Genomic DNA, 25,449 nt, shown 5'->3' on the forward strand with positions numbered 1-25,449 from the left:
CCGGGTGCCCGACATGCGCGCTTCGGGCGGATAGAGAGCTCTCCGAGGCTCGCCGGGTGCTCGGCGTGGCGGGGCGCTCAGCGGCGCGCGGAGGCGCTCAGTGCCAGCGGAACAGCCGCGCTGCCGACCACCCGAGCACCACGGTCCAGCCGAGGAGCACGAGCGCGGTCCAGCCGGGCATCCCGCCGTGCAGCAGCGACGCGCGCAGGGCCTCGCCCAGGGCGCCCGACGGCAGGGCGAGCGCCACGTGCTCGAGCGGCCCAGGCAGCTGGCTCGCGGGCACGACGACCCCACCCCCGACGGCGAGCAGCACGAGCAGCAGGTTCGCGACGGCCAGCACGGCCTCGGAGCGCAGCGTGCCCGCCACGAGCAGCGCGAGGGAGGTGAAGGCCGCGGTGCCGAGGGCGACCGCGGCGAGCGCGAGGGGCACGCCCGCGAGGTCGGGTCGCCAGCCGAGCGTGACAGCGAGGGCGCCCAGGACGACGATCTGCACGACCTCGACGGCGAGCACGGCGAGCACCTTGCCCGCGAGCAGACCGCGCCGCCCGAGCGGGGTGGTCGCGAGGAAGCGCAGCACGCCGTTGCGGCGGTCGAACGCCGTCGCGATGGCCTGGGAGGTGAACGACGTGCTCATGACGGCCAGCGCGATGACGCCGGGGGCCACGAAGTCGATGCGCGCCGCCCCGTCGGTGCCGAGCCCCACGAGGCTGCTGCGCGTGAGCCCGACGAGCACGAGCGCCGGCAGCACGAGCGTGACCATGAGCTGCTCGCCGTTGCGCAGGATCGCGCGCGCCTCGAACCCGGCCTGGGAGAGCACCCGCCGTGCGGGTGACGCCGGTCCGGCGTGCGGCCGGGAGACGGTCGTGGTGGCGGTGGGCCCGGTGCTCATCGCAGGCTCCGTCCGGTCAGGTCGAGGAACGCGTCCTCGAGCGTGTGCCGTCCGATGCTGGTCCGGGTCACGAGCACGTCGTGCGCGGCGCACCAGGCGGTCAGGGCAGCGAGCGTCGTGGGGGTCACGGGTCCGGTGACCGTGTACTCGCCGGGGGCGGGCTCGTGCACGGAGAGCGCCGCGCCCTCGCCGCCCGCGGACGCTGTGATCGCTGCGCCGAGCGCGGCCAGGTCCAGCGCGGGGGAGGCGGCGAACCGCAGCGTGCGGTCCTCGGCGGCGGCCACGAGGTCACGGACGGCACCCTGGGCGACGACGTCGCCGTGGTCGACCACCACGACGTGGTCGGCCAGCGCCTCGGCCTCGTCCATGAGGTGGGTGGTGAGGACCACGGCGACGCCGTCGGCGCGCAGCTCGCGGACGAGGTCCCACACCGCGTGCCGCGACTGGGGGTCCATGCCCGCGCTCGGCTCGTCGAGGAACACGAGCTCGGGGCGACCGACCACGGCGGCGGCGAGGGCCAGACGCTGACGCTGGCCGCCCGAGAGCCGGCGGATGGTCGTGGTGGCGAACGACTCGAGGCCGAGCCGTTCGGTCAGCTCGCCGACGTCGCGCGGCGCGGCGTACATGGTCGCGACGTGCCGCAGCAGGTCGAGCGCACGGACGCCGGTGGGCAGCCCCGCGTCCTGCAGCATGACGCCGACCCGGGGGCGCAGCCGGGCGGCGTCGGTGCGCGGGTCGAGCCCGAGCACGCGCACGGTGCCCTCGTCGGGGGTGCGCAGGCCCTCGCAGCACTCGATCGTCGTGGTCTTGCCTGCGCCGTTGGGGCCGAGCACAGCGGTGATGCGCCCGTGGTCGGCGGTGAGGTCGAGCCCGTCGACGACGGCGAGGCCGCCGTACCGCTTGACGAGCCCGCGGATCTCGACTGCGGGGGGTGCGGACACGCCGTCGAGTGTAGGTGTGCTGGCCGGTCGGGCGGAGGGCCACGTGCGTGGTGAGGCTCACCTTGCTTGCACGGAAGCATATTGACAACAACGATGTTGCCAATATCGACGAGCGTCTGGACCGTCCGGGAGGTGCGTATGAGCTCGACACTGCCTGACGTCCGCGCGCATGCGGCTGCACGGTCCGCGGCCCACGGGCGACCCGTGCACGTGCGGCTCCTGACCACGCGCGACCTGGGCGACCCCGATGCGGGCACGCGGCAGCGCGTGCTGCAGCTCGTGACCTCCGAGGGGCCCATCTCGGCCGCCGAGCTCGCCGCCGACCTGGACCTGACCCCCACGGCGATCCGTCGGCACCTCGCGACGCTCGAGGGCACCGGGCAGATCACCGTGCACGACGCGAGCGGCGCGGGACCGGCCCGTCGCGGCCGACCGGCGCGCCGGTACGTCGTGACGAACGAGGGGCAGGACGCGCAGCCGCACGCGTACTCGGGGATCGCGACCGAGGCGATGCGCTTCCTGGCCGAGGTCGCCGGGCCCGAGGCGGTCGAGCAGTTCGCCGCGCGCCGGGTCCGCGAGCTCGAGGACCGCCACAGCGCGGCCGTCGAGGCCGCGGGGACCGACCCTCGGGCGCGGGTCCAGGCCCTCGCCGACGCCCTGGCCGAGGACGGGTACGCCGCCACGGCACGCCCGGTCCCCGGTGCGGCCGCGATCCAGCTGTGCCAGGGGCACTGCCCCGTGCAGCAGGTCGCCCACGAGTTCCCGCAGCTGTGCGAGGCCGAGGCGCAGGCGTTCTCGCGGCTGCTCGGCGTGCACGTGCAGCGCCTCGCGACGTTGGCCGGGGGCGGCCACGTCTGCACCACCAACATCCCGACGACGACGACCCCTGCCCCCGCGGAAGGACGATGACATGAGTGCACCGACCGAGAGTGCCCCCAACACACCCCTGACCCAGGACGAGGCGATCGCCTCGATCGGGAACTACACCTACGGGTGGCACGACAAGGACGACGCGGGTGCGATCGCCCAGCGCGGGCTCTCCGAGGCCGTGGTGCGCAACATCTCGGCGCTCAAGAACGAGCCCGAGTGGATGCTCAAGACGCGCCTGAAGTCGCTGCGCCTGTTCGAGAAGAAGCCCATGCCGTGGTGGGGCTCCGACCTCACGGGCATCGACTTCGACAACATCAAGTACTTCGTGCGCTCGACGGAGAAGCAGGCCACCACCTGGGAAGAGCTGCCCGACGACATCAAGAGCACGTACGACCGGCTGGGCATCCCGGAGGCCGAGAAGCAGCGCCTCGTCGCGGGAGTCGCCGCCCAGTACGAGTCCGAGGTCGTCTACCACCAGATCCAGGAGGAGCTCGAGGAGCAGGGCGTCATCTTCCTCGACACCGACACGGCGCTGCGCGAGCACCCGGAGATCTTCGAGCAGTACTTCGGCTCGGTGATCCCCCCGGGTGACAACAAGTTCGCCTCGCTCAACACCGCGGTGTGGTCGGGCGGCTCGTTCGTCTACGTGCCGCCGGGCGTGCACGTCGAGATCCCGCTGCAGGCGTACTTCCGGATCAACACCGAGAACATGGGCCAGTTCGAGCGGACGCTGATCATCGCGGACGAGGGCTCGTACGTGCACTACGTCGAGGGCTGCACCGCGCCGGTGTACTCGTCCGACTCGCTGCACTCCGCGGTCGTCGAGATCATCGTCAAGAAGAACGCCCGGGTGCGGTACACGACGATCCAGAACTGGTCGAACAACGTGTACAACCTCGTGACCAAGCGGGCGACCGCGGCCGAGGGCGCGACCATGGAGTGGGTCGACGGCAACATCGGCTCGAAGGTCACGATGAAGTACCCGGCGATCTACCTCATGGGCGAGCACGCCCGCGGCGAGACGCTGTCGATCGCGTTCGCCGGCGAGGGCCAGCACCAGGACGCGGGCGCCAAGATGGTGCACGCCGCACCGCACACGTCGTCCTCGATCGTCTCGAAGTCGGTCGCGCGCGGCGGTGGGCGCACGTCCTACCGCGGTCTCGTGCAGGTGCTCGAGGGTGCCGAGCACTCGGCCTCCAACGTGCTGTGCGACGCGCTGCTCGTCGACCAGATCTCCCGCTCCGACACCTACCCGTACGTCGACGTCCGTGAGGACGACGTGTCGATGGGTCACGAGGCCACGGTCTCGCGCGTGAGCGAGGACCAGCTGTTCTACCTGATGTCCCGCGGGATGACCGAGACCGAGGCCATGGCCATGATCGTGCGCGGCTTCGTCGAGCCGATCGCGCGCGAGCTGCCCATGGAGTACGCCCTCGAGCTGAACCGCCTGATCGAGCTGCAGATGGAAGGGGCCGTCGGCTGATGTCGACCACCACACAGGACACCACCGGTCTGTCGACCGACCACAGCCGGGCCAAGGCCGACGGCGCCCACAGCCACGGTGTCGTGCCGCAGGGCTCGCGGGCCGAGCGGGCGACCTCGTTCGACGTCGCCGACTTCCCCGTGCCCACCGGGCGCGAGGAGGAGTGGCGCTTCGCTCCCGTCGACCGGATCGCGCCGCTGTTCGGGGCAGGCTCCGACGGCGTGCTCACGGGCCACGGCGTGCTCACGACGGTCGTCGAGGCCCCCGAGGTCACCGTCGAGATCGTCGACCGCGACGACGCCCGGCTCGGCACGGCAGGACGCCCCGGCGACCGTGCCGCGGTCGTGGCCTGGGCCTCGTTCCCGCGGGCCACGGTCGTGACGATCCCGAGGCAGGCCGTCGCGTCGACCGCGACGTCGATCCGCATCGAGGGCGTCGAGGGCCAGGACCCGCTCGAGCCCACCGGCTCGCACCTCGTCGTGCACGCCCAGGAGCTCAGCGAGGCCGTCGTCGTGCTCGACCACGTCGGGCACGCGATGCTCACCGAGACCGTCGAGGTCGTCGTCGAGGACGGCGCGCACCTCACGCTCGTCTCGGTGCAGGACTGGGCGCCGGGCTCGGTGCACACCGCCTCGCACCGTCTGCGGCTGGGTCGTGACGCGACCGTCAAGCACATCGTCGTGACCCTCGGGGGCGACGTCGTGCGGGTGACCCCCGACGCGGAGTTCGTGGGCGAGAACGGCTCGGTCGAGATGCTCGGGCTGTACTTCGCCGACGCGGGCCAGCACCAGGAGCACCGCCTCTTCGTCGACCACGCCGTGCCGAGCTGCCGCTCGCGCGTCACGTACAAGGGCGCGCTCCAGGGTCAGGACGCGCACACGGTGTGGGTGGGCGACGTGCTCATCCGTGCCGAGGCCGAGGGCACCGACACGTACGAGCTCAACCGCAACCTGGTGCTCAGCGACGGTGCGCGCGCCGACTCGGTGCCCAACCTCGAGATCGAGACCGGTCTCATCGAGGGTGCGGGCCACGCGAGCGCGACGGGACGCTTCGACGACGAGCAGCTGTTCTACCTGCGCGCCCGCGGCATCCCCGAGCTCGACGCCCGTCGGCTGGTGGTGCGCGGCTTCTTCGCCGAGCTCATCCAGCAGATCGGCGTGACCGAGGTCGAGGACCGCCTGATCGCCTCGATCGAGGCCGAGCTGTCCAAGTCGATGAGCGACCTGTACCCCGCCGTCGAGCCGCACGTCGCGGGTTCGGAGACGGGCGCCCAGACGGAGGGCGCATGAGCGCCCAGCTGGCGTGCTACGCCTCCGACGTCCCCGTGGCCGGCACCCTGCGTGTCGAGCTCGAGGGCGCGTCGGGGACCGTCGAGGTCGCCGTCGTGCGCGACGAGGACGGACAGCTGCACGCCATCAGCGACGTGTGCTCCCACGGGGCCGTGTCGCTCTCGGACGGTGAGGTCGAGGGCTGCACGGTCGAGTGCTGGCTGCACGGCTCGCGGTTCGACCTGCGCACCGGCAAGCCGCTCAGCCCGCCCGCCGTGCGTCCTGTCCCCGTCTACCCCCTGACCGTCGACGGCGAGCGTGTGCTCGTCGATGTCGACGCGCCCCTGTGAGCCTTGAGGAGAACCTGAGTATGTCCACGCTTGAGATCCGCGACCTGCACGTCAGCGTCGAGACCAAGGAAGGCCCCAAGCCGATCCTGCGCGGCGTCGACCTGACGATCGCCAGCGGCGAGACCCACGCCATCATGGGCCCGAACGGCTCGGGCAAGTCGACGCTGGCGTACTCGCTGGCCGGCCACCCCAAGTACCAGATCACCTCGGGCAGCGTGACGCTCGACGGCCAGGACGTGCTGTCGCTGAGCGTCGACGAGCGTGCCCGTGCCGGGATGTTCCTGGCCATGCAGTACCCCGTCGAGGTCCCCGGCGTGAGCGTCGCGAACTTCCTGCGCACCGCCAAGACCGCGATCGACGGCGAGGCCCCGCCGCTGCGGTCGTGGGTCAAGGACGTCCGCGGTGCCATGGACGCCCTGCGCATGGACCCGGCGTTCGCCGAGCGCTCGGTCAACGAGGGCTTCTCGGGCGGCGAGAAGAAGCGCCACGAGATCCTCCAGATGGAGCTCCTCAAGCCGAAGTTCGCGATCCTCGACGAGACCGACTCGGGCCTGGACGTCGACGCGCTGCGCGTCGTGTCCGAGGGCGTCAACCGGGTGCGGGCCGGCGGCGACGTCGGCGTGCTGCTCATCACGCACTACACGCGCATCCTGCGCTACATCACCCCCGACTTCGTGCACGTCTTCGTCGACGGTCGCGTGGCCGAGGAGGGTGGCCCCGAGCTGGCCGACCGCCTCGAGAACGAGGGCTACGACCGGTTCATCACCGGGGGCGTCAGCGCCTGACCCGAGGCGCCCCCGAGCACGAGACCGAGACCAAGGACGGAACCGCTGTGACGCACACCCCTGAGGGCACGACGCTCGGCGCGAGCGAGCTCGCCGCCGTGCGGGCGGACTTCCCGCTGCTCGCACGCACGGTGCGGGACGGGCGCCCGCTGGTCTACCTCGACTCGGGGGCCACCTCGCAGAAGCCCGAGGTGGTGCTCGACGCGGAGCAGGACTTCTACGTCCAGCGCAACGCCGCCGTGCACCGGGGCGCCCACCAGCTCGCCGAGGAGGCCACCGAGGCCTTCGAGGGTGCACGCGCCCAGGTCGCCGCGTTCGTCGGCGTCTCACCGGCCGAGCTCGTCTGGACGTCGAACGCGACGGCCGGGATCAACCTCGTGGCCTACGCGATGTCGAACGCGTCGCTGGGCCGCGGGGGAGCCGAGGCCCAGCGGTTCGCGCTGCGACCCGGTGACGAGATCGTCGTGACCGAGGCCGAGCACCACGCGAACCTCGTGCCGTGGCAGGAGCTCGCCGAACGGACCGGTGCCACGCTGCGCTGGATCGGGGTGCACGACGACGGGCGGCTGCGCCTCGAGGACCTCGCGACGGTCGTGACGGACCGCACCCGGGTGCTCGCGTTCACGCACGCCTCGAACGTCACGGGGGCCATCACGCCCGTCGAGCCGTTCGTCGCCCGGGCCCGGGAGGTCGGGGCCCTCACCGTGCTCGACGCGTGCCAGTCGGTGCCGCACCTGCCCGTCGACCTGACCGCGCTCGGGGTGGACTTCGCCGTCTTCTCGGGGCACAAGATGCTCGGCCCCACCGGCGTGGGGGCGCTCTACGGGCGCCGTGAGCTGCTCGAGTCGATGCCGCCCGTCATGACGGGCGGGTCGATGGTCGAGGTCGTGACGATGGAGCGCACCACGTACGCGCCGCCGCCGCAGCGCTTCGAGGCCGGCACCCAGATGGTCTCGCAGGCCGTCGCGATGGGCGCGGCGGCGAGCTACCTGGCCGAGCTGGGCATGGACGCGGTGGCCGCGCACGAGCACCACCTCGCGCGGGCGCTGCTCGACGCTGTGGCCTCGGTGCCGGGCGTGCGGGTCCTCGGACCCACGGACACCCGCGACCGGCTCGCTACCGTCTCCTTCGTGGTCGACGGCGTGCACGCGCACGACGTGGGCCAGGTGCTCGACGACGCGGGTGTGGCGGTGCGGGTGGGACACCACTGCGCACAGCCGCTGCACCGGCGGCTGGGCGCCACGGCGAGCGCCCGGGCGAGCGCCGCGGTGTACACGACGCTCGAGGAGATCGAGGTCTTCCGGGAAGCACTCGCAGGGGTCCGGGCGTTCTTCGGACTGACGGACGCGCCGACCGTCCCGGTCGGCTAGGAGGGGACTCATGAGCACGGGCTCGATGGAGCAGCTGTACCAGCAGGTCATCCTGGACCACGCACGTGCGCCGCACGGCAAGGGGCTGGTGGACGCCGCGCACGTCGCGGCCGAGTCGCACCAGGTCAACCCGACGTGCGGCGACGAGGTGACCCTGCGGGTCGAGCTCGACACCGACGGCCCGGTGCCCCGGGTGCGTGAGATCAGCTGGGAGGGGCAGGGCTGCAGCATCTCCCAGGCCTCGATCTCGGTGCTGCACGACCTGGTCACGGGCGTCGAGCTGACGGAGGCCGACTCGCTCGGTGCGACGTTCCGGGCGCTCATGGGCTCCCGGGGTGCCGGCCTGGACGACGACGCCGAGGACTCCCTCGGCGATGCGACCGCCTTCACCGGCGTCGCGAAGTACCCCGCACGGATCAAGTGCGCGCTGCTCGGCTGGGCAGCGCTGCAGGACGCCCTCATCAAGACCGGCGCCACGACCCCCCAGGAGGACGCATGACCGCCACGAACCCGGCCCGGCCGACCACGGCCGCCGACGTCGAGGAGGCCCTGCGCGACGTCATCGACCCCGAGCTCGGGATCAACGTCGTCGACCTCGGCCTCGTCTACGGGGTCGCGATCGACCAGCAGAACAACGCGGTGATCGACATGACGCTGACGTCGGCCGCGTGCCCGCTCACCGACGTGATCGAGGAGCAGGCGGGACAGTCGCTCGAGGGGATCGTCGACGGCTTCCGCATCAACTGGGTGTGGATGCCGCCGTGGGGCCCCGAGAAGATCACGCCCGACGGCCGCGAGCAGATGCGGGCCCTCGGCTTCAACATCTGAGCGGTCCCGCTGGGCCCGAGGGGCCGCGGCGACCCGGGTGACCGGGTCACCGCGGCGACCTCAGAGCTCGGAGGCTGCGAACGTGTCGCACGCGGCCAGGGTGCCCTGCTCGTAGCCGGTGGTGAACCAGCGCTGACGCTGCTCGCTCGACCCGTGCGTCCACGAGTCGCGGTCGACGCCGCCGCCGGACTGCTGTTGCAGGTGGTCGTCACCCACGGCCGCGGCGGCGGAGAGGGCGTCGGCGAGCTCCTGCGGAGTGATCGGGGCGAGGAACGTCACGCCGGTGGACGGGTTGACAGTCTGTGCGGCGTGCCCGGTCCAGATCCCCGCGTAGCAGTCGGCCTGGAGCTCGACCCGCACCGAGTCGGACGTGGCCCCCGTCCCGCCGCGCTCGGCGGTGTCCATGACGCCGGTGAGCTGCTGGACGTGGTGGCCGTACTCGTGCGCCGTCACGTACATCTCGGCGAGCGGGCCGCCCGTCGCGCCGTAGCTCGTGCGCAGCTCGTCGAAGAAGGTCAGGTCCATGTAGATGGCCTGGTCGGGCGGGCAGTAGAACGGGCCGGTGGCGGACGATGCCTGCCCGCAGCCCGTGGAGGTCGCGTCGGCGAACTCGACCACGCCCGGCTCGGCGAACGTCAGCCCGGCGGCGGGCAGCGCCTGCGACCAGTACGCGTCGAGCGACCGCGCGGTCCCGGAGAGGCGGCACGCGCGGTCGGCGTTGGCCTGCTCGGCGGTGCACCTGGCGACGGTCGACTGCTCCTCGGACGCGCCGCCGCTCAGGCCGTTCACGGCGGACGAGAGGTCGACGCCCCACACCGCGGCGACCACCGCGACGACCAGCGCCCCGATGCCGCCGCCGACCGCGACACCCTTGCCGCCGCGCCGGCTCTGGACTCGGCCACCCTCGAAGCTGCCACCCTCGTTGAACGTCATCCGGTGAATTTAACCGCGACCCGCTCAGCGTGCAGGTCGAGCGTCCAGGTCCGTGCACGCGTCGGACGCCGGGTGGGGCAGGTCAGTCCTCGCCGATGCCGCGTGCGGCCAGCGCGTCGCCCGTCGCCCGTGCGCGGGCGACGGTCCGCACCGCCGCGGGGGCGAGCAGGGCGCGGGGGTCACGGTCGAGGCCGCGAGCCCAGGCCGCGTCGCGGACCTCGCCGAACGTCTCCACGAGCGCGGGGACGGCGCGCAGCATGAGGCTCACGGCCAGCGCGAACGTCTCGGGCGGCAGCCCGACGTGCCGCAGAGGCCGTGCGGCTCGGGCCAGCGCGTCGAGCATGTGGTCGGACCGGGTGGTCGCCGTCAGCACGCTCGCGGCCAGCACGATCGTGACGAGGTCGAGCGCGACCTCGAGGCCGACCTGCCAGCCGCGCGCCCACCACTGGTAGGCGAGCACCAGGGCGGCGGTCACCAGCACGGGGGCGGCGCCGCGCAGCGTGGTCCGCAGCGGGACCCGGCCGACCAGCGCCATGGCGACCGCTACGGCGAGCAGCACGAGGGTCGCGGGCACGCCCGTGAGAGCGACGACGAGCACGCTGAGCAGGGTGAGCCCGGCGAGCTTGGGGGCGGGGCCCGCCCGGTGCAGCGGGGTCGTGCCGGGGTGGTAGAGCCCGAGCGGGCCCGCCCACGGCCGACGCCGGGGGCCACGCGCGCTCCTCACAGCGGCGCCGGGATCGCTGCCATGAGCTCGCGGTAACGCGCGACCCCGGCGTGCGGGTCGCCGTCGTGCACCACTGTGCCCTCGTCGACCACGAGCACCCGGTCGGCGCGCGCGGCGGCCTCGAGGTCGTGCGTCACGAGGAGCACCTGCTGCTCGAGCCCCGCGAGCAGGTCGTCGACGACGCGGCGCCAGCGCAGGTCGAGCAGCGTGGTCGGCTCGTCGCACACGAGCACGGCGGGTTCGGTCGCGAGCACCCCGGCGAGCGCGAGGAGCTGCTTCTGCCCGCCCGACAGCGCGTGCACCGGGACCTCGGTGCGGGCGGCGAGCCCGAAGCGGTCGAGGATCTCGCGGGCCCGTGCGTCCCGCTCGGACGCGCGCAGGCCGAGGCGGCGCAGCGAGAGCGCGACGTCCTCGACGGCCGTCGGCATCACGAGCTGCGCGTCGGGGTCGGAGAAGACGAACCCGACCCTGCGCCGCACCGCGGGTCCCTGGCGCACGGTGTCGAGGCCGTCGACCCGCACGGTGCCCGCCGAGGGCAGCGTGAGGCCGTTGACGAGCCGCGCGAGGGTGGACTTGCCCGAGCCGTTCGCCCCGATCACGGCGATGCGCCGCTCGGTGAGCCGACACGTCACGGGGTGCAGCAGCGTGCGGACCTCGTCGGGCGCGCCGCCGCCGTCACGCGCGGCGTACGCGGTGACGGTGGCGGCGTCGAGCTCGATCATCGGGCGGGCCGTGTCAGCGCGCGCGGCGCAGCAGGTCGGGGAAGGCCCGGAGCACGGCCGACGCGACGAGCGCCGCGAGGAGGTTCTTGACGACGTCGCCGGGCAGGAAGACCGCGCCGGCGGCGATCGCCTCGGTCGCCGACATGCCCAGGCGCCAGCCCATGACCGTGATGCCGAGCGGGTGGACCAGCAGCAGGCTCGCGGTCATCGCCGAGCCGAACAGCGCCGCGTACCGCAGCGCCGGGCGCAGCGCCCCGGTGCGGCTCGCGAGGAAACCTGCGACGAGCGCCGCGAACGGGAACGCGACCAGGTAGCCGGCCGAGGCCGTGCCGAGCACGCCGACGCCGCCCGTGCCGCCGGCGAACACGGGCAGGCCCGCGAGCCCGACCGCGAGGTAGAGCAGCACCGCGAGGGCGCCGCGCCGGGGTCCGAGCACGAGCCCCGCGAGCATCACGCCGAACGTCTGCAGCGTGATCGGCACCGCGAGGCCCGCGACGGCGACGGGCGGCAGGATCGCGCACACCGCGAGGAGGGCCGCGAACGTCGCCACGAGGGCCACGTCGGTCGCCGCCGACGAGCGGGCGACGGGGAGCGGGACCGTGCTGCTCACGCTGTCCGTGGTGCCGGTGAGGGGCTCGCCCGGGACGTGCGACATGGCTCTCCTGACGGTGCGGGGGAGGTCTGCTGTGAGCCCGGACAGGGTCATCGGGCCGTTGACAACGCTAGCCGGTCGTAGACTTGGTGGCGTTTGTGCCCACGTCCAACGGTGACGGCGGGCAGTCGGAGGAAACCCCAGCCGGTCGTCGACCGGCCTCGGAAGGACATCAGTGATCACTGCCCACGCCGTCGAGCTGCGCGTCGGCGCCCGAGTGCTCCTCGAGGAGGCCACCTTCCGGATCGCGGCAGGTGACCGGATCGGTCTGGTCGGGCGCAACGGCGCCGGCAAGACGACCCTCACCAAGACGCTCGCCGGTGAGACCCTGCCGACCGGCGGCCAGATCACCCGGACGGGCGATGTCGGCTATCTGCCGCAGGACCCGCGCACGGGCGACCTCGACGTCCTCGCCCTCGACCGCGTGCTCTCCGCCCGCGGGCTCGACGAGATCGTCCGGTCGATGCGTGAGACCGAGGGCGCGATGGCCAGCGCCGACGACGAGACACGCGACGCGGCGATGGAGCGCTACTCGAAGCTCGACGCGCGGTTCCAGGCCGCGGGCGGGTACGCGGCCGAGAGCGAGGCGCACCGCATCGCCGCGAACCTGGGCCTCGACGACCGCGTGCTGGGCCAGACGATCGGCACGCTGTCCGGTGGGCAGCGGCGCCGCGTCGAGCTCGCCCGGATCCTGTTCTCGGGTGTCGAGACGCTGCTGCTCGACGAGCCGACGAACCACCTCGACGCCGACTCGATCCTGTGGCTGCGCGACTACCTCAAGTCGTACTCGGGCGGCTTCGTGGTCATCAGCCACGACACCGAGCTGCTCCGCGCCACCGTGAACAAGGTCTTCCACCTGGACGCGAACCGGGGTGAGCTCGACCAGTACAACCTGGGCTGGGACGCGTACCTGCTCCAGCGCGAGACCGACGAGAAGCGGCGCAAGCGCGAGCGCGCCAACACCGAGAAGAAGGCCACGGTGCTGCTCGCCCAGGCCGACAAGATGCGGGCCAAGGCGACCAAGGCCGTCGCCGCGCAGAACATGATGCGCCGCGCCGAGCGGATGCTCTCGGGGCTCGAGGAGGTCCGCGCGAGCGACAAGGTCGCGCACCTGCGGTTCCCCGACCCGGCGCCCTGCGGCAAGACGCCGCTCACAGCGTCGGGCCTGTCCAAGTCGTACGGCTCGCAGGAGGTCTTCACGGACGTCGACCTCGCGATCGACCGGGGCAGCAAGGTCGTGGTGCTCGGCCTCAACGGTGCGGGCAAGACGACGCTGCTGCGCATGCTCGCGGGCATCGACAAGCCCGACACGGGCGAGGTGCGCGCGGGGCACGGGCTCAAGCTCGGGTACTACGCGCAGGAGCACGAGACGCTCGACCTGGACCGCACGGTCGTGGAGAACATGCGCTCGTCCGCGCCGGACCTCACCGACACCCAGGTGCGCTCGGTGCTCGGCTCGTTCCTGTTCTCGGGGGACGACGCCGACAAGCCGGCCCGGGTGCTCTCGGGCGGCGAGAAGACCCGTCTGGCGCTCGCGGCCCTCGTGGTCTCGGCCGCGAACGTGCTGCTGCTCGACGAGCCCACCAACAACCTCGACCCGGCCAGCCGCCAGGAGATCCTCGCGGCACTGCGCTCGTACACGGGGGCCGTGGTCCTCGTGAGCCACGACGAGGGCGCGGTCGAGGCGCTCAACCCGGAGCGCATCGTGCTGCTGCCCGACGGCGTCGAGGACCTGTGGGGCCCGGACTACCTGGACCTGATCTCGCTCGCCTGAGCGACAGCCGGCGCGCGCGCCTGGACCGGTGTTCCGGACCCGGGTGGCGCGCGCTGACGAGGTCAGCCTTGCTGGGCGTCCAGCAGGGCGTCCTCCTCGTCCTCGGCGCTCGGACGGCGACGCGGGGCCGGTGAGGGGCGCGGGGCCGTTGAGGGGCGTGGGGCGGGAGCCGACGGCGCGTCGGGGTCCGGGGCTCCGTCGTCGGGCCCGTCCACCTCGTCCTCCTCGTGCAGCTCACGGCGAGCGAACCACGCGAAGCCCACGAACGAGCCGAGCGCGAACGTCCACCACTGGAACGCGTAGGACAGGTGCGAGCCCGGGTCGGTGCTCGGGACGGGCAGCGCCACGAGGGCGGTGGCCGGGGCCGGGTCCTCGCTGACCAGCGACCCGTACGCCCGGTACGCACCGGCGTCCGTCGCGCCGTCCGTGGGCACGTCCCCCGCGGCCAGCACCTCGTCCACCGTGATCGACTGCACCTGGCCCGCGGGCGACGGGCGGCCCAGGGCGGGCTCGTCCTGGCGCAGCCGCACCGTGACGGTGACCTGACCCGCGGGTGGGGTCGGGACGTCGACCTCGGACGAGCCGTCCGCGCCCATGGGCACGAAGCCCCGGTCGACCAGCAGCACGGCACCGTCAGGGTCGGTGACGAACGGGACCAGCACGTGGTACCCGGCTGTGCTCTCGACCGGCCGGTTGCGCAGCAGCACGGTGGACTGCGCCTCGTAGCGGCCCGACACGCTCACCTGACGCCACTCGTCACCCGCCGTCAGCCGCGTCGACGGCGAGGGGAGCACCTCGGTGAGCGGGACAGGCGCGGCGTCGTAGTTCTGCTCCACCACCTGGATGCGCGCGTCGCGGGCCACGTGGCGGTGCCACTGCCAGCGGCCCAGGAACGTGCAGGTCACGGCAAGGACGGCACCGAGCAGCACGAGGCCGACGGCGCGGCGCACCCGAGGGGTCATCGGACGTCGGTCACCGGCAGGTCGGCCACGGGGACCGTGTCACGCAGGAACGAGCGCACGTTGAGGTACTCCTCGAGGTGCGCCCGGTGGCCGTCGCACGCGAGCCACACCTTGCGGCGCTCGGGGGTGTGGATCTTGGGGTTGTTCCACAACAGGCCCCAGGCCGCCTCGTCGCGGCAGCTGCGTGCGCTGCACACGAGCTCGTCGATCGCATCGGGCGTGGGGGACAGCAGGTTCATCGGTGGGTGCCTCCGTGCTGGTCGGTCTCCGGTGCGTGCCCGGCCCCGAGGGTGCGTGGGTCCATGAGCTGTGCGTCGTCGTTGCGCACCCGCCCCGCGTTGGCGAGCAGGACCGCGACGTACGGCAGCACGACCGCCGCCACGATCAGCGCGGCCGACAGGACGCCCGGCACGTGGTGCCACGTCAGCACGGCCACCACGAAGCACACGACACGCACGCCCATCTGCACCAGGTAGTGCCGCGTGCGGCGGGCCACGTCCTCAGCGAGAGCCTCTGGCGCCGTGGTGATCCGATGGACCTCCTCGGCGTCCGGCTGCTTCCTGCTCATCATCCGATCTTAAGTCCGCCCGGGGGCGCGGGAACCCGCCCGTCGTGGCCCGGTCGTTGTGCGGACCGGACAACGACGGCACGCCAACGTGTGCGACGGCGTTGCCCCTGACGGGCGCGCAGGTCGGCTAGCGTCGGCTTTCGTGCCCCAGACCACCCAGAACCCGCCCGCACCTCGCAGCGTGCTCGTGACCGGCGCGAACCGAGGGATCGGCCGTGCGATCGCCGAGCGCTTCGTGGCGAACGGTGACAAGGTCGCCACCATCTACCGCAGCGGCGACCTCCCGGAGGGGGTCCTGGGTGCCGTGGGTGACGTGCGCGACACCGCAGCCGTCGACGCGGCCTTCACCGAGGTCGAGGCCCAGCACGGCCCCGTCGAGGTGCTCGTCGCCAACGCCGGCATCACCCGCGACCAGCTGCTGCTGCGCATGACCGACGAGGAGTTCGAGCAGGTGCTCGACGTCAACCTCACCGGGGCGTTCCGCTGCGTGCGCCGGGCCTCCAAGGGCATGATCCGGATGCGTCGCGGCCGGATCGTCCTCGTCTCGTCCGTGGTCGGGCTGTACGGCGCGCCCGGGCAGGTCAACTACGCGGCGTCCAAGGCCGGGCTCGTCGGCATGGCCCGCTCGCTCACCCGTGAGCTCGGCGGGCGCGGCATCACCGCGAACGTCGTCGCCCCCGGTTTCATCGACACGGCCATGACGGCCGAGCTCCCGCCCGAGCGGCAGGAGGCCTACCGGGCGTCGATCCCGCTCGGCCGCTTCGCGCTGCCCGACGAGGTCGCCGGCGTGGTCCAGTTCCTCGCCTCGCCCGACGCGGCCTACGTCTCGGGGGCAGTCGTGCCCGTCGACGGCGGCCTCGGCATGGGTCACTGACCTCTCGCACCCTCCAGGCGCGTGCCACCCGCGCCTGACCCGACTACCGGAACGGAACACCTCCCATGGGTCTGCTCACCGGCAAGAAGCTCCTCGTCACCGGCGTCCTCACGGACAGCTCGATCGCGTTCCACGTCGCGCGTCTCGCGCAGGAGCAGGGGGCCGAGGTCGTGCTGACGTCCTTCGGCCGCCAGTTCCGGCTCACCCAGGCGATCGCCCGCCGGCTGCCGGCCCCCGCCCCCGTGGTCCAGCTCGACGTGACGTCGGCCGAGGACCTGGCGGCGCTCGCGGACCGGGTGCGGGAGCACGTGGACGGCCTCGACGGCGTCGTGCACTCGATCGGGTTCGCGCCCCAGTCGGTCATGGGCGGCAACTTCCTCGCGGGGGAGTGGGAGGACGTGGCGACCGCCGTGCAGGTCTCGGCGTTCTCGCTCAAGTCGCTCGCGGTCGCCGCGCAGCCGCTCCTCGCTCGCGGCTCGTCGATCGTGGGCCTGACGTTCGACGCGCGCTACGCGTGGCCCGTGTACGACTGGATGGGTGTGGCGAAGGCCGCGTTCGAGTCCACGGCCCGCTACCTCGCCCGCGACCTCGGCCCCGAAGGGGTGCGGGTCAACCTCGTCTCGGCCGGCCCGATCCGCACGACGGCCGCCAAGTCGATCCCCGGTTTCGAGCAGATGGAGGGCGGCTGGCCCGACCGTGCGCCGCTCGGCTGGGACGTCACCGACCCCGAGCCGACCGCCCGCGCGGTCGCCGCGCTGCTGTCCGACTGGTTCCCCGCGACCACGGGCGAGATCGTGCACGTCGACGGAGGCGTGCACGCGATGGGACTCTAGGGGGGTGAACGCACCCACCTCGCGCCGTCTCGTCATCCTCCGGCACGCCAAGGCCGAGCACCCGGACCGGCTCGACGACCGCCTGCGCCCCCTCGCGCTCCCCGGACGCCGGCAGGCCGCGGACGTGGGGGCGAGCCTGAGCCGCGACCAGCTCATCCCGGACCACGTGATCTGCTCGTCGTCGGTGCGCACGCGCCAGACCTGGGACCTGGCACGGACCGCGCTCGCGGGCGACCCGCAGTCGGTCGACGTCAACGACGAGGCCTACCACGCGGGTGTGCGCCGGCTCCTGGAGATCGTGCGCGAGGTGGGTGACGACGTCACCACGCTTCTGGTCGTGGGGCACGAGCCCGTCGTGTCCCAGGCCGCGGCGACGCTCGCCGGCCCCGGTTCGGACGAGGCCGTGCTCGAGCGGGTCCGGGTGGGTGTGCCGACAGCGAGCTACACGGTGCTCGAGACCGACGTGCCGTGGTCGGCGCTCGAGCCCGACGGGGCACGCCTCGTGCGGCTCGTCACACCCACCGCCTGACGAGCGACCGCCCGACGAGCGACCGCCCGAAGGCCGTCAACCCGCCGAGGTGAACGGTGGGAGCGCGAGCACGTCGTCGAGGCGCCCGCGCACCACCGCGTCTGCCTGCCCGCACACGAGCGGCTTGGCGTTGAACGCGATGCCGAAGCCCGCCTGATCGAGCATGTCGAGGTCGTTCGCCCCGTCGCCGATCGCGATCGTGCGGTCCAGGGGAACCCCGACCTCCGCCGCGAACTCGTGCAGCGCGTGGGCCTTGGCGGCCCGGTCGATCACGGGCCCGTGGACCCGGCCCGTGAGCACGCCGTCGCTGACCTCGAGACCGTTGGCGCGGTAGCGCGTGATCCCGAGACCGGCCGCGAGCGGCGCGACGACCTCGAGGAAGCCCCCCGAGACGAGCGCGAGCGGCCAGTCGCGCGCGGCGAGCTCGGCGACGAGCTCGCCGGCTCCGGGGGTCAGCTCGACCTCGCCGAGCACCTCGTCGAACACGGTGGCCCGGAGCCCCGCGAGGGTCGCGACACGCTGGTGCAGCGACTGCGCGAAGTCGAGCTCGCCGCGCATGGCCCGGTCCGTGATCTCGGCGACCTCGTCGAGCGAGCCCGCGCGGGCGGCCAGCAGCTCGATGACCTCGGCCGTGATGAGCGTCGAGTCGACGTCCATGACGACCAGTCGACGCGGGCCGGGGGCAGGCGGGGTGCTCGGTTCAGAGGTGGTCGGGCTCACACGGGCAGGGTAGTGCGCCCGCCAGGATGCCTGGCGGGCGTGCTCACCCCTCGATGACGGTCCCCTTGGGGACCACGGTGATGCCCGTCTCGGTGATCGTGAAACCGCGCGCGAGGTCGTGCTCGCGGTCCAGGCCGACCCGGCCCCGCTCGGGCACGATGACGTTCTTGTCGAGGATCGCCCGGTGCACCTGGGCGTACCGGTTGACCTGCACGCCGTCCATGAGCACCGAGTCGGTCACCTGCGCCCACGAGTGCAGGTACACGCCCGGGGACAGCACCGAGCCCGAGACCGTCGCACCCGAGACGAGCACGCCGGGGGAGACGATCGAGTCGGCCGCGTGACCGAGCCGCCCCGCGCCCGCGTGCACGAACTTGGCGGGCGGCAGGCCCGTGTACCCGGTGTGCAGGGGCCACTCGTAGTTGTAGAGGTTGAACACGGGCTCGATCGAGATGAGGTCCTGGTTCGCGTCGAAGTACGAGTCGAGGGTCCCGACGTCACGCCAGTAGTCGCGGTCGCGGGGGGTCGAGCCCGGCACGTCGTTGCGGATGAAGTCGTAGACCCCTGCGGTGCCGCGCTCGACGAACGCCGGCACCAGGTCCCCGCCCATGTCGTGGCGCGACGTGGGGTTCTCGGAGTCGGCGGTGACCGCGCGCACGAGCGCGTCGGCGTTGACGACGTAGTTGCCCATCGACGCGAGGATCTCGCGCGGAGAGTCCGGCAGGCCGATCGGGTCGGTGGGCTTCTCGCGGAAAGCCGTGATGCGGGTCGGGTCGGCGGCGGACGTCTCGATGACCCCGAACTGGTCGGACATCTCGATGGGCTGCCGGATGCCCGCGACGGTCAGCTCGGCGCCCGAGGCGATGTGCTGGTCGACCATCTGGGAGAAGTCCATGCGGTACACGTGGTCGGCGCCGACCACGACGACGATGTCGGGGCGCTCGTCGTCGATGATGTTCAGGCACTGGTAGATCGCGTCGGCGCTGCCGAGGTACCAGTGCTTGCCGACGCGCTGCTGCGCGGGCACCGGGGCCACGTAGTTGCCGAGCAGCGAGGACATGCGCCACGTCTTGGTCACGTGGCGGTCGAGGCTGTGGGACTTGTACTGGGTGAGCACGACGATGTGCAGGTAGTGCGAGTTGACCAGGTTGGAGAGGGCGAAGTCGACCAGGCGGTAGATCCCCCCGAACGGCACCGCGGGCTTGGCCCGGGCTGCTGTCAGGGGCATGAGTCGCTTGCCCTCTCCACCTGCAAGGACGATCGCAAGGACGCGCGGCGCTGCCATGGCAAGACCCTAGAGCCTGGGTCCCGTCCGGAGCGAGGTGAAGGCCCCCGAGGCGCTAGCGTGTCGCCCGATGTGCTGGGCGGATCCACTGCCCGCGGGGAGGGGACGGACGTGAGGGTCGACCTGCTGACTCGGGAGTACCCGCCGTACGTGTACGGCGGCGCCGGGGTCCATGTGGCCGAGCTGGCCGCGGTGCTGCGCCGCAGCATCGACGTGCGCGTCCAGTGCTTCGACGGTCCGCGTGACGAGGCCGGGGTCGTGGGTCACGCGGTCCCGGCCGACCTGGCCGACGCGAACCCCGCCCTCGCGACGTTCGGCGTCGACCTCGAGATCACCGACGCGGTCGGACGACCGGGCGACCGGCTCGCGGTCCACGACACCGACGGTCCCGCCGAGCTGGTCCACTCGCACACCTGGTACGCGAACCTCGCGGGTCACCTGGCCGCCCTGCAGCACGGCATCCCGCACGTCGTGACCGCGCACAGCCTCGAGCCGCTGCGCCCCTGGAAGGCCGAGCAGCTCGGCGGCGGTTACGCGCTGTCGAGCTGGGCCGAGCGCACAGCGTTCGAGGCCGCCGACGCGGTCATCGCTGTGAGCGCCGGCATGCGGGCGGACATCCTGCGCAGCTACCCGTCGATCGACCCCGAGCGCGTGCACGTGGTGCACAACGGCATCGACCTCGACGGCTGGCAGCGCCCGACGGGCGAGGTCGAAATCGCGCGGGCCGAGCAGGTCGTGCGCGGCCTGGGGATCGACCCCGAGCGCCCCTCGGTGGTCTTCGTCGGGCGCATCACCCGGCAGAAGGGCCTGCCGTACCTGCTGCGCGCCGCCGAGGCCCTGCCGCCCGAGGTGCAGCTCGTGCTGTGCGCCGGGGCGCCCGACACCCCCGAGATCGCCGCCGAGGTCACCGCGCTGGTCGAGGAGCTGCGCACGCGCCGCGACGGCGTGGTGTGGATCGAGCAGATGCTGCCCCGTCCGGAGCTCGTCGCCGTGCTCGCGAGCGGCACGGTCTTCGTGTGCCCGTCGGTGTACGAGCCGCTCGGCATCGTCAACCTCGAGGCCATGGCCGTGGGGCTGCCCGTGGTGGGCAGCGCGACGGGTGGCATCCCCGAGGTCGTCGACGACGGCGTGACGGGCGTGCTGGTGCCGATCGATCAGGTGCAGGACGGCACGGGCACCCCGGTGGACCCCGAGCGGTTCGTCGCCGACCTGGCCGCGGCGCTCGTGCGGGTCGTGAGCGATCCCGAGCGGGCCGCGGCGATGGGTGCCGCCTCGCGGCGACGGGTCGAGGACCACTTCTCGTGGGGGGCGATCGCCGAGCGCACGCTCGAGGTCTACCGCTCGGTGCTGCCGGGCTGACCTGCCGGGTCAGTCCCGCACGGGTGGTTGCTGGGCCGCGGCCGACATCGCGCGTCGCGCGGCCCGGTCGACCTCGCGCAGGGCCGCCGACCGCTGGTCGGCCTGCCACAGGTTGACCGCGCCGCCGTCGTCGGCCGTGGCGAGCGCGACGATCGCCCGCAGCCGCGCCGCGCTCGCGAGCACCTGGATGCGGCGCGCGTCGACGGTCTCGGGCAGCGCCCAGCCCGGGTCGGCCGGGTGCCGCAGCGCAGCGATCGCGTCGGCGGCGTCGGGCCGCCACCGTGCGACGTCGAGCGAGGCGAGCGCCTCGGTGGCCTGGATCAGGGCGGTACGCAGCTCGCGCTCGGACTGGGCGAGCGTGCCGACCTGCCCGACGAGCAGGGTGCGCCAGTCCGCCACGCGGCGCACGTCCCACGTGACGAGGTGCCCCGGCTCGAACACCGAGCCGAACTGCTCGACCTCGGGGACCGCGGCCCACGCCCCGTCGTCGGTGTGCACGAGCACGCACTCCCCGGCCTCGGTCGCGGCCCCCGACACGGCGCTCGGCACCCCGGTGGGATCCCCCGGCGCGGGCAGCACAGCCGCCACGCTGCGCGGACCCGACGCCCAGGCGGCGACGAGCTCGGCGAGCGAGGTGCCCGGCGCCTCGCCGTCCTCGCTGCGCACCGCGTGCGGCTCGTCGTCGCCCTGCACCGCGTCGAGCAGCCGGCGCACTGGAACGGCCCCCGCGCCGGCCTCCTGGAGCCAGAGCGCGAGGACGACCGATCGCGGCAGGTCGAGCACCGAGTGATCCATCGCACCAACCTACGACGCGTTGCGGGCTCCACGACCACCAGGTCGCCCGGCTAGGGTCAGTGCCCATGAGTGACGTGCTCGACCTGCAGGACGTGTCCATCCGCCGTGGGACCACCACCATCCTCGACCAGGTGTCGTGGACGGTCGGTGAGGGGGAGCGCTGGGTGGTGCTCGGGCGCAACGGTGCCGGCAAGACCACGCTGCTGCAGATCGCCTCGGGGCGCATGCACCCCTCCGCCGGCACAGTCGACCTGCTCGGCGGGCGGCTGGGCCGCGTCGACGTGTTCGAGCTCCGGCCCCGCATCGGTCTGTCGAGCGCCGCGCTCGCGGACCGGATCCCGCCGGGGGAGACGGTCCGCGACGTGGTCCTCACGGCCGCGTACGGCGTCACGGGCCGCTGGCGCGAGGCCTACGAGGCGCTCGACGAGGGCCGGGCCACCGACCTGATGGCCGCGTTCGGCGTCGCGCACCTCGCCGATCGCCGGTTCGGCACCCTGAGCGAGGGCGAGCGCAAGCGCGCGCAGATCGCCCGCTCGCTCATGACCGACCCCGAGCTGCTGCTGCTCGACGAGCCGGCGGCCGGGCTCGACCTGGGCGGGCGCGAGGAGCTGGTCGGCGCGCTCGCCGAGCTCGCCCGCGACCGCCGGTCGCCCGTGATGGTGCTCGTGACGCACCACGTCGAGGAGATCCCGCCGGGCTTCACGCACCTGCTGCTGCTGCGCGACGGTCGGGTGCACGCGGCCGGGCCCATCGAGGAGACGCTGACCCCCGAGAACCTCTCGGCGGCGTTCGGCCTGGACCTCGTGGTCGACCGGCACGGCGACCGCTGGGCCGCGCGCGCCGCGTAGCGCGGACGGCTCAGGGTCCGTCGACCTGCTGACCTGCGACGACGAACTCGACGACAGCCTCGATCACCTCGGGCGAGGTGAGCATGCGCTGGTGGTCCAGGCCGTGCGTCGTGAGCATCCGGCCGTGGTCGGCGTGGGCGGCGAGCATGCGTCGGCCGTGCTCGACCGGCACGACGTGGTCCTGCTCGTCGTGGATGACGAGCACGGGCAGCGTGGGGTCGAGCGGTCCGCGATCGACCGCCAGCGCGCGCCACGGGTCCTCGACGGGCTGCGTGCGGGCGATCCGGCGCCGCACGCCGGCGGTCACGCGCGGGTGCAGGTCGAGCTGCTCCGAGAAGGTCTGCAGCAGGTGCTCGGGGTCGGCCACGGGGGCGAGGGCGACGAAGCGGGCGGCAGGCACGCCCTGGCGCAGCGCGTGCGTGGCGGCCAGCGCGCCGAACGAGTGCGCCACGAGCGCGTCGAGCGGGCCGGTCTGCGCCGCGAGGTGCAGCACGACCTCGCTCATGCGCGGGACGTCGGTGCTGCGGCCCGTGGACTCGCCGTGGCCCGGGGCGTCGAACGCGACGGGTGACAGGCCCTCGGCCGTGAGCGCCGCGGCGAGCGGCGCCCAGCGGGACGCGCGGGCCTGCCAGCCGTGCACGAGCAGGACAGGACGCGCGCCGTCCCCCCAGTGGTAGCTGTGCACCTGGTGGCGGCCGACGCGGTGGCGGCGCACCTCGGCCTGGGCGAGCGGGTCGCGCTCGATCGACCAGACGCGGGCGCGGGGCGCGGGGTTGTCGAAGAGCGCGGTCGCGGCGACCGCGGCGAGCGGGGGTGCGATGCGGTGGGTCAGGCGCAGTGCCCGGCGCGTGGCGTCACGCGGGTCCATCAGGTCTCCTCGGTTGCGGGTGGGGTCGGTCCGCAACGCTGCGCACGACCGTGCGCACACAGCATCGCACGGCCCAGGTCGCGCGGATCGCGTGGCCGGATGGACGCGGGCGACGTGCGCGACGACGTACGCGAGCGCACCGACGCGCGTGTCGGGCGGGGCGACCGGACCCGGGCGGCGGCGCCGTCACGCAGGCGTGCCGGGAGCGGGGCGCGGCCGCTGCGGGCCACGGCAGCCGCAGCCCTGGACGTCGGGGATATCGTCGAAGGGAGGGATCTGGACCAGCTCGAGCTCGGCCGCAGCGGGTCGCGACGCGGCCGGACCTGCTCGGGGCGACCGCGGCGCGCAGCGCACGGAGGGGCACGCAGGGAGGAGGGCGATGAGCGGCTGGCTGTGGTGGCTCGGAGGCGCCCTGCTGCTGGGCATCGCCGAGATGATCTCGCTCGACCTCATCTTCCTCATGCTCGCCGGAGGTGCCCTGGCCGGGGTCGTCGCCAACGCCCTGGGGCTGTCGGTGCCGCTGCAGATCGTCGTCGCGGCCGCGACGGCCGTGGTGCTGCTGTTCGCGCTGCGCCCGTGGCTGCTGCGCCGCCTGCGGGCGCGCACCACGCTGGTCGAGACCAACACCGCCGCGCTCGTCGGCCGCTCGGCCGTGGTCCTGGCCCCGACGAGCGCAGCGGGTGGTCGCGTGAAGATCGGGGGAGAGGTGTGGTCGGCGCGTGCCGCGTCCGAGGGAGAGAGCTTCGCCCCCGGGACGGAGGTGCGGGTACGCCGGATCGACGGCGCCACCGCCGTGGTGGACGCCGAGCCCGACGCGCCCGGCGGCTGACCCCGCGAGGCGTGGCACGACCGACGCCGCCCGGGAAGACCGGGCGGCCGGAACGGGGGACGCATGGTGCTCGGAGAGAACCTCGACCCGGGGCAGGTGCTCGGGTTCATCGTGCTCGCGCTCGTCGTCATCTTCGTGGTGGTGGCCCTCGCGCGGGCGGTCCGGATCGTGCCGCAGGCCGTCGCGATGGTGGTCGAGCGGCTCGGGCGCTACTCGCGCACGCTCGACGCGGGCCTGCACCTGCTGATCCCGTTCGTCGACCGGGTCCGCGCCGCCGTCGACCTGCGCGAGCAGGTGGTGTCCTTCCCGCCGCAGCCCGTGATCACGTCGGACAACCTCGTGGTCAGCATCGACACCGTCATCTACTTCCAGGCGACGGACCCGAAGTCCGCGGTGTACGAGATCGCGAACTACATCACCGGCATCGAGCAGCTCACGGTGACGACGCTCCGCAACGTGATCGGGTCGATGGACCTCGAGCAGACGCTCACGAGCCGCGACCAGATCAACGGCCAGCTGCGCGGGGTGCTCGACGAGGCGACCGGCCGCTGGGGCATCCGCGTCAACCGTGTCGAGCTCAAGGCGATCGACCCGCCGGCCTCGGTGCAGGGCTCGATGGAGCAGCAGATGCGCGCCGAGCGTGACCGTCGTGCGGCGATCCTCACGGCCGAGGGTGTCAAGCAGAGCCAGATCCTCACCGCCGAGGGCGAGAAGCAGGCCGCGATCCTGCGGGCCGAGGGTTCGGCGCAGGCCGCGATCCTCAACGCCGAGGGCGAGGCGCGGGCGATCCTGCAGGTCTTCGACGCCGTGCACCGCGGCGACGCCGACCCGAAGCTGCTGGCCTACCAGTACCTGCAGGTGCTGCCGAAGATCGCGGTGAGCCCCGCGAACAAGATGTGGTTCCTGCCCTCGGAGCTCACGGGGGCGCTGGGGCAGTTCGCGCAGGGGTTCGCGGGCAGCGGTCCTGCGGTGCCCGAGGGTGGCGCGCCCACGCGCCCGCCCGGGGTCTCGCCGATCGGTGCGGACCTGCCGCCCGTCGCGCTGACGGACCCGGCGGTCGCGCTCGCGGAGGCGCGGCGCGAGTCGCAGGCCGCGACCGAGGACGCGACGAGCGCGGGCACGTTCAGCGGGCGTCCGTTCGACCCGTCGGTCGAGCTGGGGCAGCGTCCCGCGGCGCCGCCCGTCGGTCCGGCGGGCGGACGCACGCCGCCGCCCGAGCCGCTCGCACCGAGGGAGCCGCCCGAGGACGTGGACCCGATCGTGCCCGAGCCCGGGCCGGACGACCCGGGGGAGGGTGACGGTTCGCGCTGAGCGACGAGGGGGCGACGCGGCCGGGAGCGGGCCCGTCGGAAAATAGCTTGTGAGTGAGCGCTCACTCATCTAGCATCGA

Annotated in this window: 29 protein-coding genes; 16 read left to right on the plus strand and 13 right to left on the minus strand. The window is 73.3% G+C overall.

The genetic code is table 11. The features are described from left to right. Window positions 1-97: 97 nt before the first annotated feature. Together ACGIF2_RS00090 and ACGIF2_RS00095 are read right to left on the minus strand one after the other, a co-directional pair. Window positions 98-889: an ABC transporter permease gene (locus tag ACGIF2_RS00090; RefSeq protein WP_396042187.1), complete on the minus strand. Its 792-nt coding sequence runs from the start codon at window positions 887-889 to the stop codon at window positions 98-100. Beyond that, window positions 886-1,830 carry an ABC transporter ATP-binding protein gene (locus tag ACGIF2_RS00095; protein WP_396042188.1) on the minus strand — a complete coding sequence of 315 codons (945 nt, stop codon included), beginning with the start codon at window positions 1,828-1,830 and terminating at the stop codon, window positions 886-888. The genes ACGIF2_RS00090 and ACGIF2_RS00095 overlap by 4 nt, the downstream gene beginning before the upstream one ends. Window positions 1,831-1,968: 138 nt before the next feature. Here ACGIF2_RS00095 and ACGIF2_RS00100 point away from each other — a divergent pair, with 138 nt between their 5' ends. From ACGIF2_RS00100 to ACGIF2_RS00135, 8 genes are read left to right on the plus strand one after another with little or no spacing between them, the layout of a single operon-like run. After that, the gene (locus ACGIF2_RS00100) at window positions 1,969-2,739 is read left to right on the plus strand and encodes a helix-turn-helix transcriptional regulator (protein WP_396042190.1); all 771 of its coding nucleotides are present in this window, start codon (window positions 1,969-1,971) and stop codon (window positions 2,737-2,739) included. A 1-nt stretch (window position 2,740) separates the two neighbouring features. Next, complete coding sequence (gene sufB / locus ACGIF2_RS00105) at window positions 2,741-4,183, plus strand: Fe-S cluster assembly protein SufB (RefSeq protein WP_396042192.1); 1,443 nt, start codon at window positions 2,741-2,743, stop codon at window positions 4,181-4,183. Then, window positions 4,183-5,472: a Fe-S cluster assembly protein SufD gene (gene sufD, locus ACGIF2_RS00110; RefSeq protein WP_396042194.1), complete on the plus strand. Its 1,290-nt coding sequence runs from the start codon at window positions 4,183-4,185 to the stop codon at window positions 5,470-5,472. Before sufB ends, sufD begins: the two co-directional genes overlap by 1 nt. Then, entirely contained in the window at window positions 5,469-5,801 is a 333-nt protein-coding gene (locus ACGIF2_RS00115) for a non-heme iron oxygenase ferredoxin subunit (protein WP_396042196.1), read from the plus strand. The genes sufD and ACGIF2_RS00115 overlap by 4 nt, the downstream gene beginning before the upstream one ends. Before the next feature lie 20 nt (window positions 5,802-5,821). Next, window positions 5,822-6,586, plus strand: coding sequence for a Fe-S cluster assembly ATPase SufC (gene sufC / locus ACGIF2_RS00120; RefSeq protein WP_396042198.1), 765 nt, complete (start codon window positions 5,822-5,824; stop codon window positions 6,584-6,586). A gap of 47 nt (window positions 6,587-6,633) precedes the next feature. After that, on the plus strand, window positions 6,634-7,956 hold the full coding sequence (locus ACGIF2_RS00125; protein ID WP_396042200.1) for a SufS family cysteine desulfurase: 1,323 nt from the start codon (window positions 6,634-6,636) through the stop codon (window positions 7,954-7,956). Between the two features lie 10 nt (window positions 7,957-7,966). Then, window positions 7,967-8,455, plus strand: coding sequence for a Fe-S cluster assembly sulfur transfer protein SufU (sufU, locus tag ACGIF2_RS00130; protein WP_396042202.1), 489 nt, complete (start codon window positions 7,967-7,969; stop codon window positions 8,453-8,455). Continuing rightward, on the plus strand, window positions 8,452-8,784 hold the full coding sequence (locus tag ACGIF2_RS00135) for a metal-sulfur cluster assembly factor (RefSeq protein ID WP_396042204.1): 333 nt from the start codon (window positions 8,452-8,454) through the stop codon (window positions 8,782-8,784). The genes sufU and ACGIF2_RS00135 overlap by 4 nt, the downstream gene beginning before the upstream one ends. 60 nt (window positions 8,785-8,844) lie before the next feature. Here the strand turns inward: ACGIF2_RS00135 and ACGIF2_RS00140 are convergent, their stop codons facing one another. The 4 genes from ACGIF2_RS00140 to ACGIF2_RS00155 form a co-directional block, all read right to left on the minus strand. Then, window positions 8,845-9,717 carry a neutral zinc metallopeptidase gene (locus ACGIF2_RS00140; protein WP_396042206.1) on the minus strand — a complete coding sequence of 291 codons (873 nt, stop codon included), beginning with the start codon at window positions 9,715-9,717 and terminating at the stop codon, window positions 8,845-8,847. An 82-nt stretch (window positions 9,718-9,799) separates the two neighbouring features. Continuing rightward, window positions 9,800-10,441 (minus strand): energy-coupling factor transporter transmembrane component T family protein, encoded by a 642-nt coding sequence (locus ACGIF2_RS00145; RefSeq protein WP_396042208.1) that lies wholly within the window; start codon window positions 10,439-10,441, stop codon window positions 9,800-9,802. Continuing rightward, on the minus strand, window positions 10,438-11,163 hold the full coding sequence (locus ACGIF2_RS00150; RefSeq protein ID WP_396042210.1) for an energy-coupling factor ABC transporter ATP-binding protein: 726 nt from the start codon (window positions 11,161-11,163) through the stop codon (window positions 10,438-10,440). The genes ACGIF2_RS00145 and ACGIF2_RS00150 overlap by 4 nt, the downstream gene beginning before the upstream one ends. Before the next feature lie 13 nt (window positions 11,164-11,176). Further along, window positions 11,177-11,818 carry a biotin transporter BioY gene (locus ACGIF2_RS00155; protein WP_396042212.1) on the minus strand — a complete coding sequence of 214 codons (642 nt, stop codon included), beginning with the start codon at window positions 11,816-11,818 and terminating at the stop codon, window positions 11,177-11,179. A gap of 172 nt (window positions 11,819-11,990) precedes the next feature. Between ACGIF2_RS00155 and ACGIF2_RS00160 the strand changes: the two genes are divergently transcribed. Further along, the gene (locus tag ACGIF2_RS00160) at window positions 11,991-13,589 is read left to right on the plus strand and encodes an ABC-F family ATP-binding cassette domain-containing protein (protein WP_396042215.1); all 1,599 of its coding nucleotides are present in this window, start codon (window positions 11,991-11,993) and stop codon (window positions 13,587-13,589) included. 62 nt (window positions 13,590-13,651) lie between these two features. On the opposite strand, the gene ACGIF2_RS00165 is transcribed toward ACGIF2_RS00160, so the two are convergent. From ACGIF2_RS00165 to ACGIF2_RS00175, 3 genes are read right to left on the minus strand one after another with little or no spacing between them, the layout of a single operon-like run. Then, window positions 13,652-14,551 (minus strand): SURF1 family protein, encoded by a 900-nt coding sequence (locus ACGIF2_RS00165; RefSeq protein WP_396042217.1) that lies wholly within the window; start codon window positions 14,549-14,551, stop codon window positions 13,652-13,654. Beyond that, on the minus strand, window positions 14,548-14,790 hold the full coding sequence (locus tag ACGIF2_RS00170) for a hypothetical protein (RefSeq protein WP_396042219.1): 243 nt from the start codon (window positions 14,788-14,790) through the stop codon (window positions 14,548-14,550). Before ACGIF2_RS00170 ends, ACGIF2_RS00165 begins: the two co-directional genes overlap by 4 nt. Next, complete coding sequence (locus tag ACGIF2_RS00175; RefSeq protein ID WP_396042221.1) at window positions 14,787-15,119, minus strand: DUF3099 domain-containing protein; 333 nt, start codon at window positions 15,117-15,119, stop codon at window positions 14,787-14,789. The genes ACGIF2_RS00170 and ACGIF2_RS00175 overlap by 4 nt, the downstream gene beginning before the upstream one ends. A 142-nt stretch (window positions 15,120-15,261) precedes the next feature. Between ACGIF2_RS00175 and ACGIF2_RS00180 the strand changes: the two genes are divergently transcribed. The 3 genes from ACGIF2_RS00180 (at window position 15,262) to ACGIF2_RS00190 (ending at window position 17,355) form a co-directional block, all read left to right on the plus strand. Continuing rightward, window positions 15,262-15,993, plus strand: coding sequence for a beta-ketoacyl-ACP reductase (locus tag ACGIF2_RS00180; RefSeq protein WP_396042223.1), 732 nt, complete (start codon window positions 15,262-15,264; stop codon window positions 15,991-15,993). 65 nt (window positions 15,994-16,058) lie between these two features. After that, window positions 16,059-16,826, plus strand: coding sequence for an enoyl-ACP reductase FabI (gene fabI / locus ACGIF2_RS00185; RefSeq protein ID WP_396042225.1), 768 nt, complete (start codon window positions 16,059-16,061; stop codon window positions 16,824-16,826). A 4-nt stretch (window positions 16,827-16,830) separates the two neighbouring features. Next, a complete protein-coding gene (locus ACGIF2_RS00190; protein WP_396042227.1) occupies window positions 16,831-17,355 on the plus strand; it encodes a SixA phosphatase family protein in 525 nt (174 codons plus the stop codon). Window positions 17,356-17,391: 36 nt separating this feature from the next. On the opposite strand, the gene serB is transcribed toward ACGIF2_RS00190, so the two are convergent. Next, on the minus strand, window positions 17,392-18,075 hold the full coding sequence (gene serB, locus ACGIF2_RS00195; RefSeq protein WP_396042229.1) for a phosphoserine phosphatase SerB: 684 nt from the start codon (window positions 18,073-18,075) through the stop codon (window positions 17,392-17,394). A 43-nt stretch (window positions 18,076-18,118) separates the two neighbouring features. After that, complete coding sequence (locus ACGIF2_RS00200) at window positions 18,119-19,360, minus strand: glucose-1-phosphate adenylyltransferase (RefSeq protein WP_396042231.1); 1,242 nt, start codon at window positions 19,358-19,360, stop codon at window positions 18,119-18,121. Between the two features lie 111 nt (window positions 19,361-19,471). On the opposite strand from ACGIF2_RS00200, the gene glgA reads away from it, so the two are divergent. Next, window positions 19,472-20,719, plus strand: coding sequence for a glycogen synthase (glgA, locus tag ACGIF2_RS00205; RefSeq protein ID WP_396042233.1), 1,248 nt, complete (start codon window positions 19,472-19,474; stop codon window positions 20,717-20,719). Window positions 20,720-20,728: 9 nt separating this feature from the next. Here the strand turns inward: glgA and ACGIF2_RS00210 are convergent, their stop codons facing one another. Then, entirely contained in the window at window positions 20,729-21,514 is a 786-nt protein-coding gene (locus ACGIF2_RS00210) for a hypothetical protein (protein ID WP_396042235.1), read from the minus strand. A 65-nt stretch (window positions 21,515-21,579) separates the two neighbouring features. On the opposite strand from ACGIF2_RS00210, the gene ACGIF2_RS00215 reads away from it, so the two are divergent. Next, entirely contained in the window at window positions 21,580-22,362 is a 783-nt protein-coding gene (locus tag ACGIF2_RS00215) for an ABC transporter ATP-binding protein (protein ID WP_396042237.1), read from the plus strand. Between the two features lie 10 nt (window positions 22,363-22,372). On the opposite strand, the gene ACGIF2_RS00220 is transcribed toward ACGIF2_RS00215, so the two are convergent. Beyond that, window positions 22,373-23,230, minus strand: a complete 858-nt coding sequence (locus tag ACGIF2_RS00220; RefSeq protein ID WP_396042239.1) for an alpha/beta hydrolase — start codon at window positions 23,228-23,230, stop codon at window positions 22,373-22,375. A 379-nt stretch (window positions 23,231-23,609) separates the two neighbouring features. Between ACGIF2_RS00220 and ACGIF2_RS00225 the strand changes: the two genes are divergently transcribed. Beyond that, window positions 23,610-24,059, plus strand: coding sequence for an NfeD family protein (locus ACGIF2_RS00225; protein ID WP_396042242.1), 450 nt, complete (start codon window positions 23,610-23,612; stop codon window positions 24,057-24,059). Window positions 24,060-24,122: 63 nt separating this feature from the next. Beyond that, window positions 24,123-25,370, plus strand: coding sequence for an SPFH domain-containing protein (locus ACGIF2_RS00230; RefSeq protein ID WP_396042244.1), 1,248 nt, complete (start codon window positions 24,123-24,125; stop codon window positions 25,368-25,370). Window positions 25,371-25,449 lie beyond the last annotated feature (79 nt).

This window comes from Cellulomonas sp. P22, from assembly GCF_044392165.1.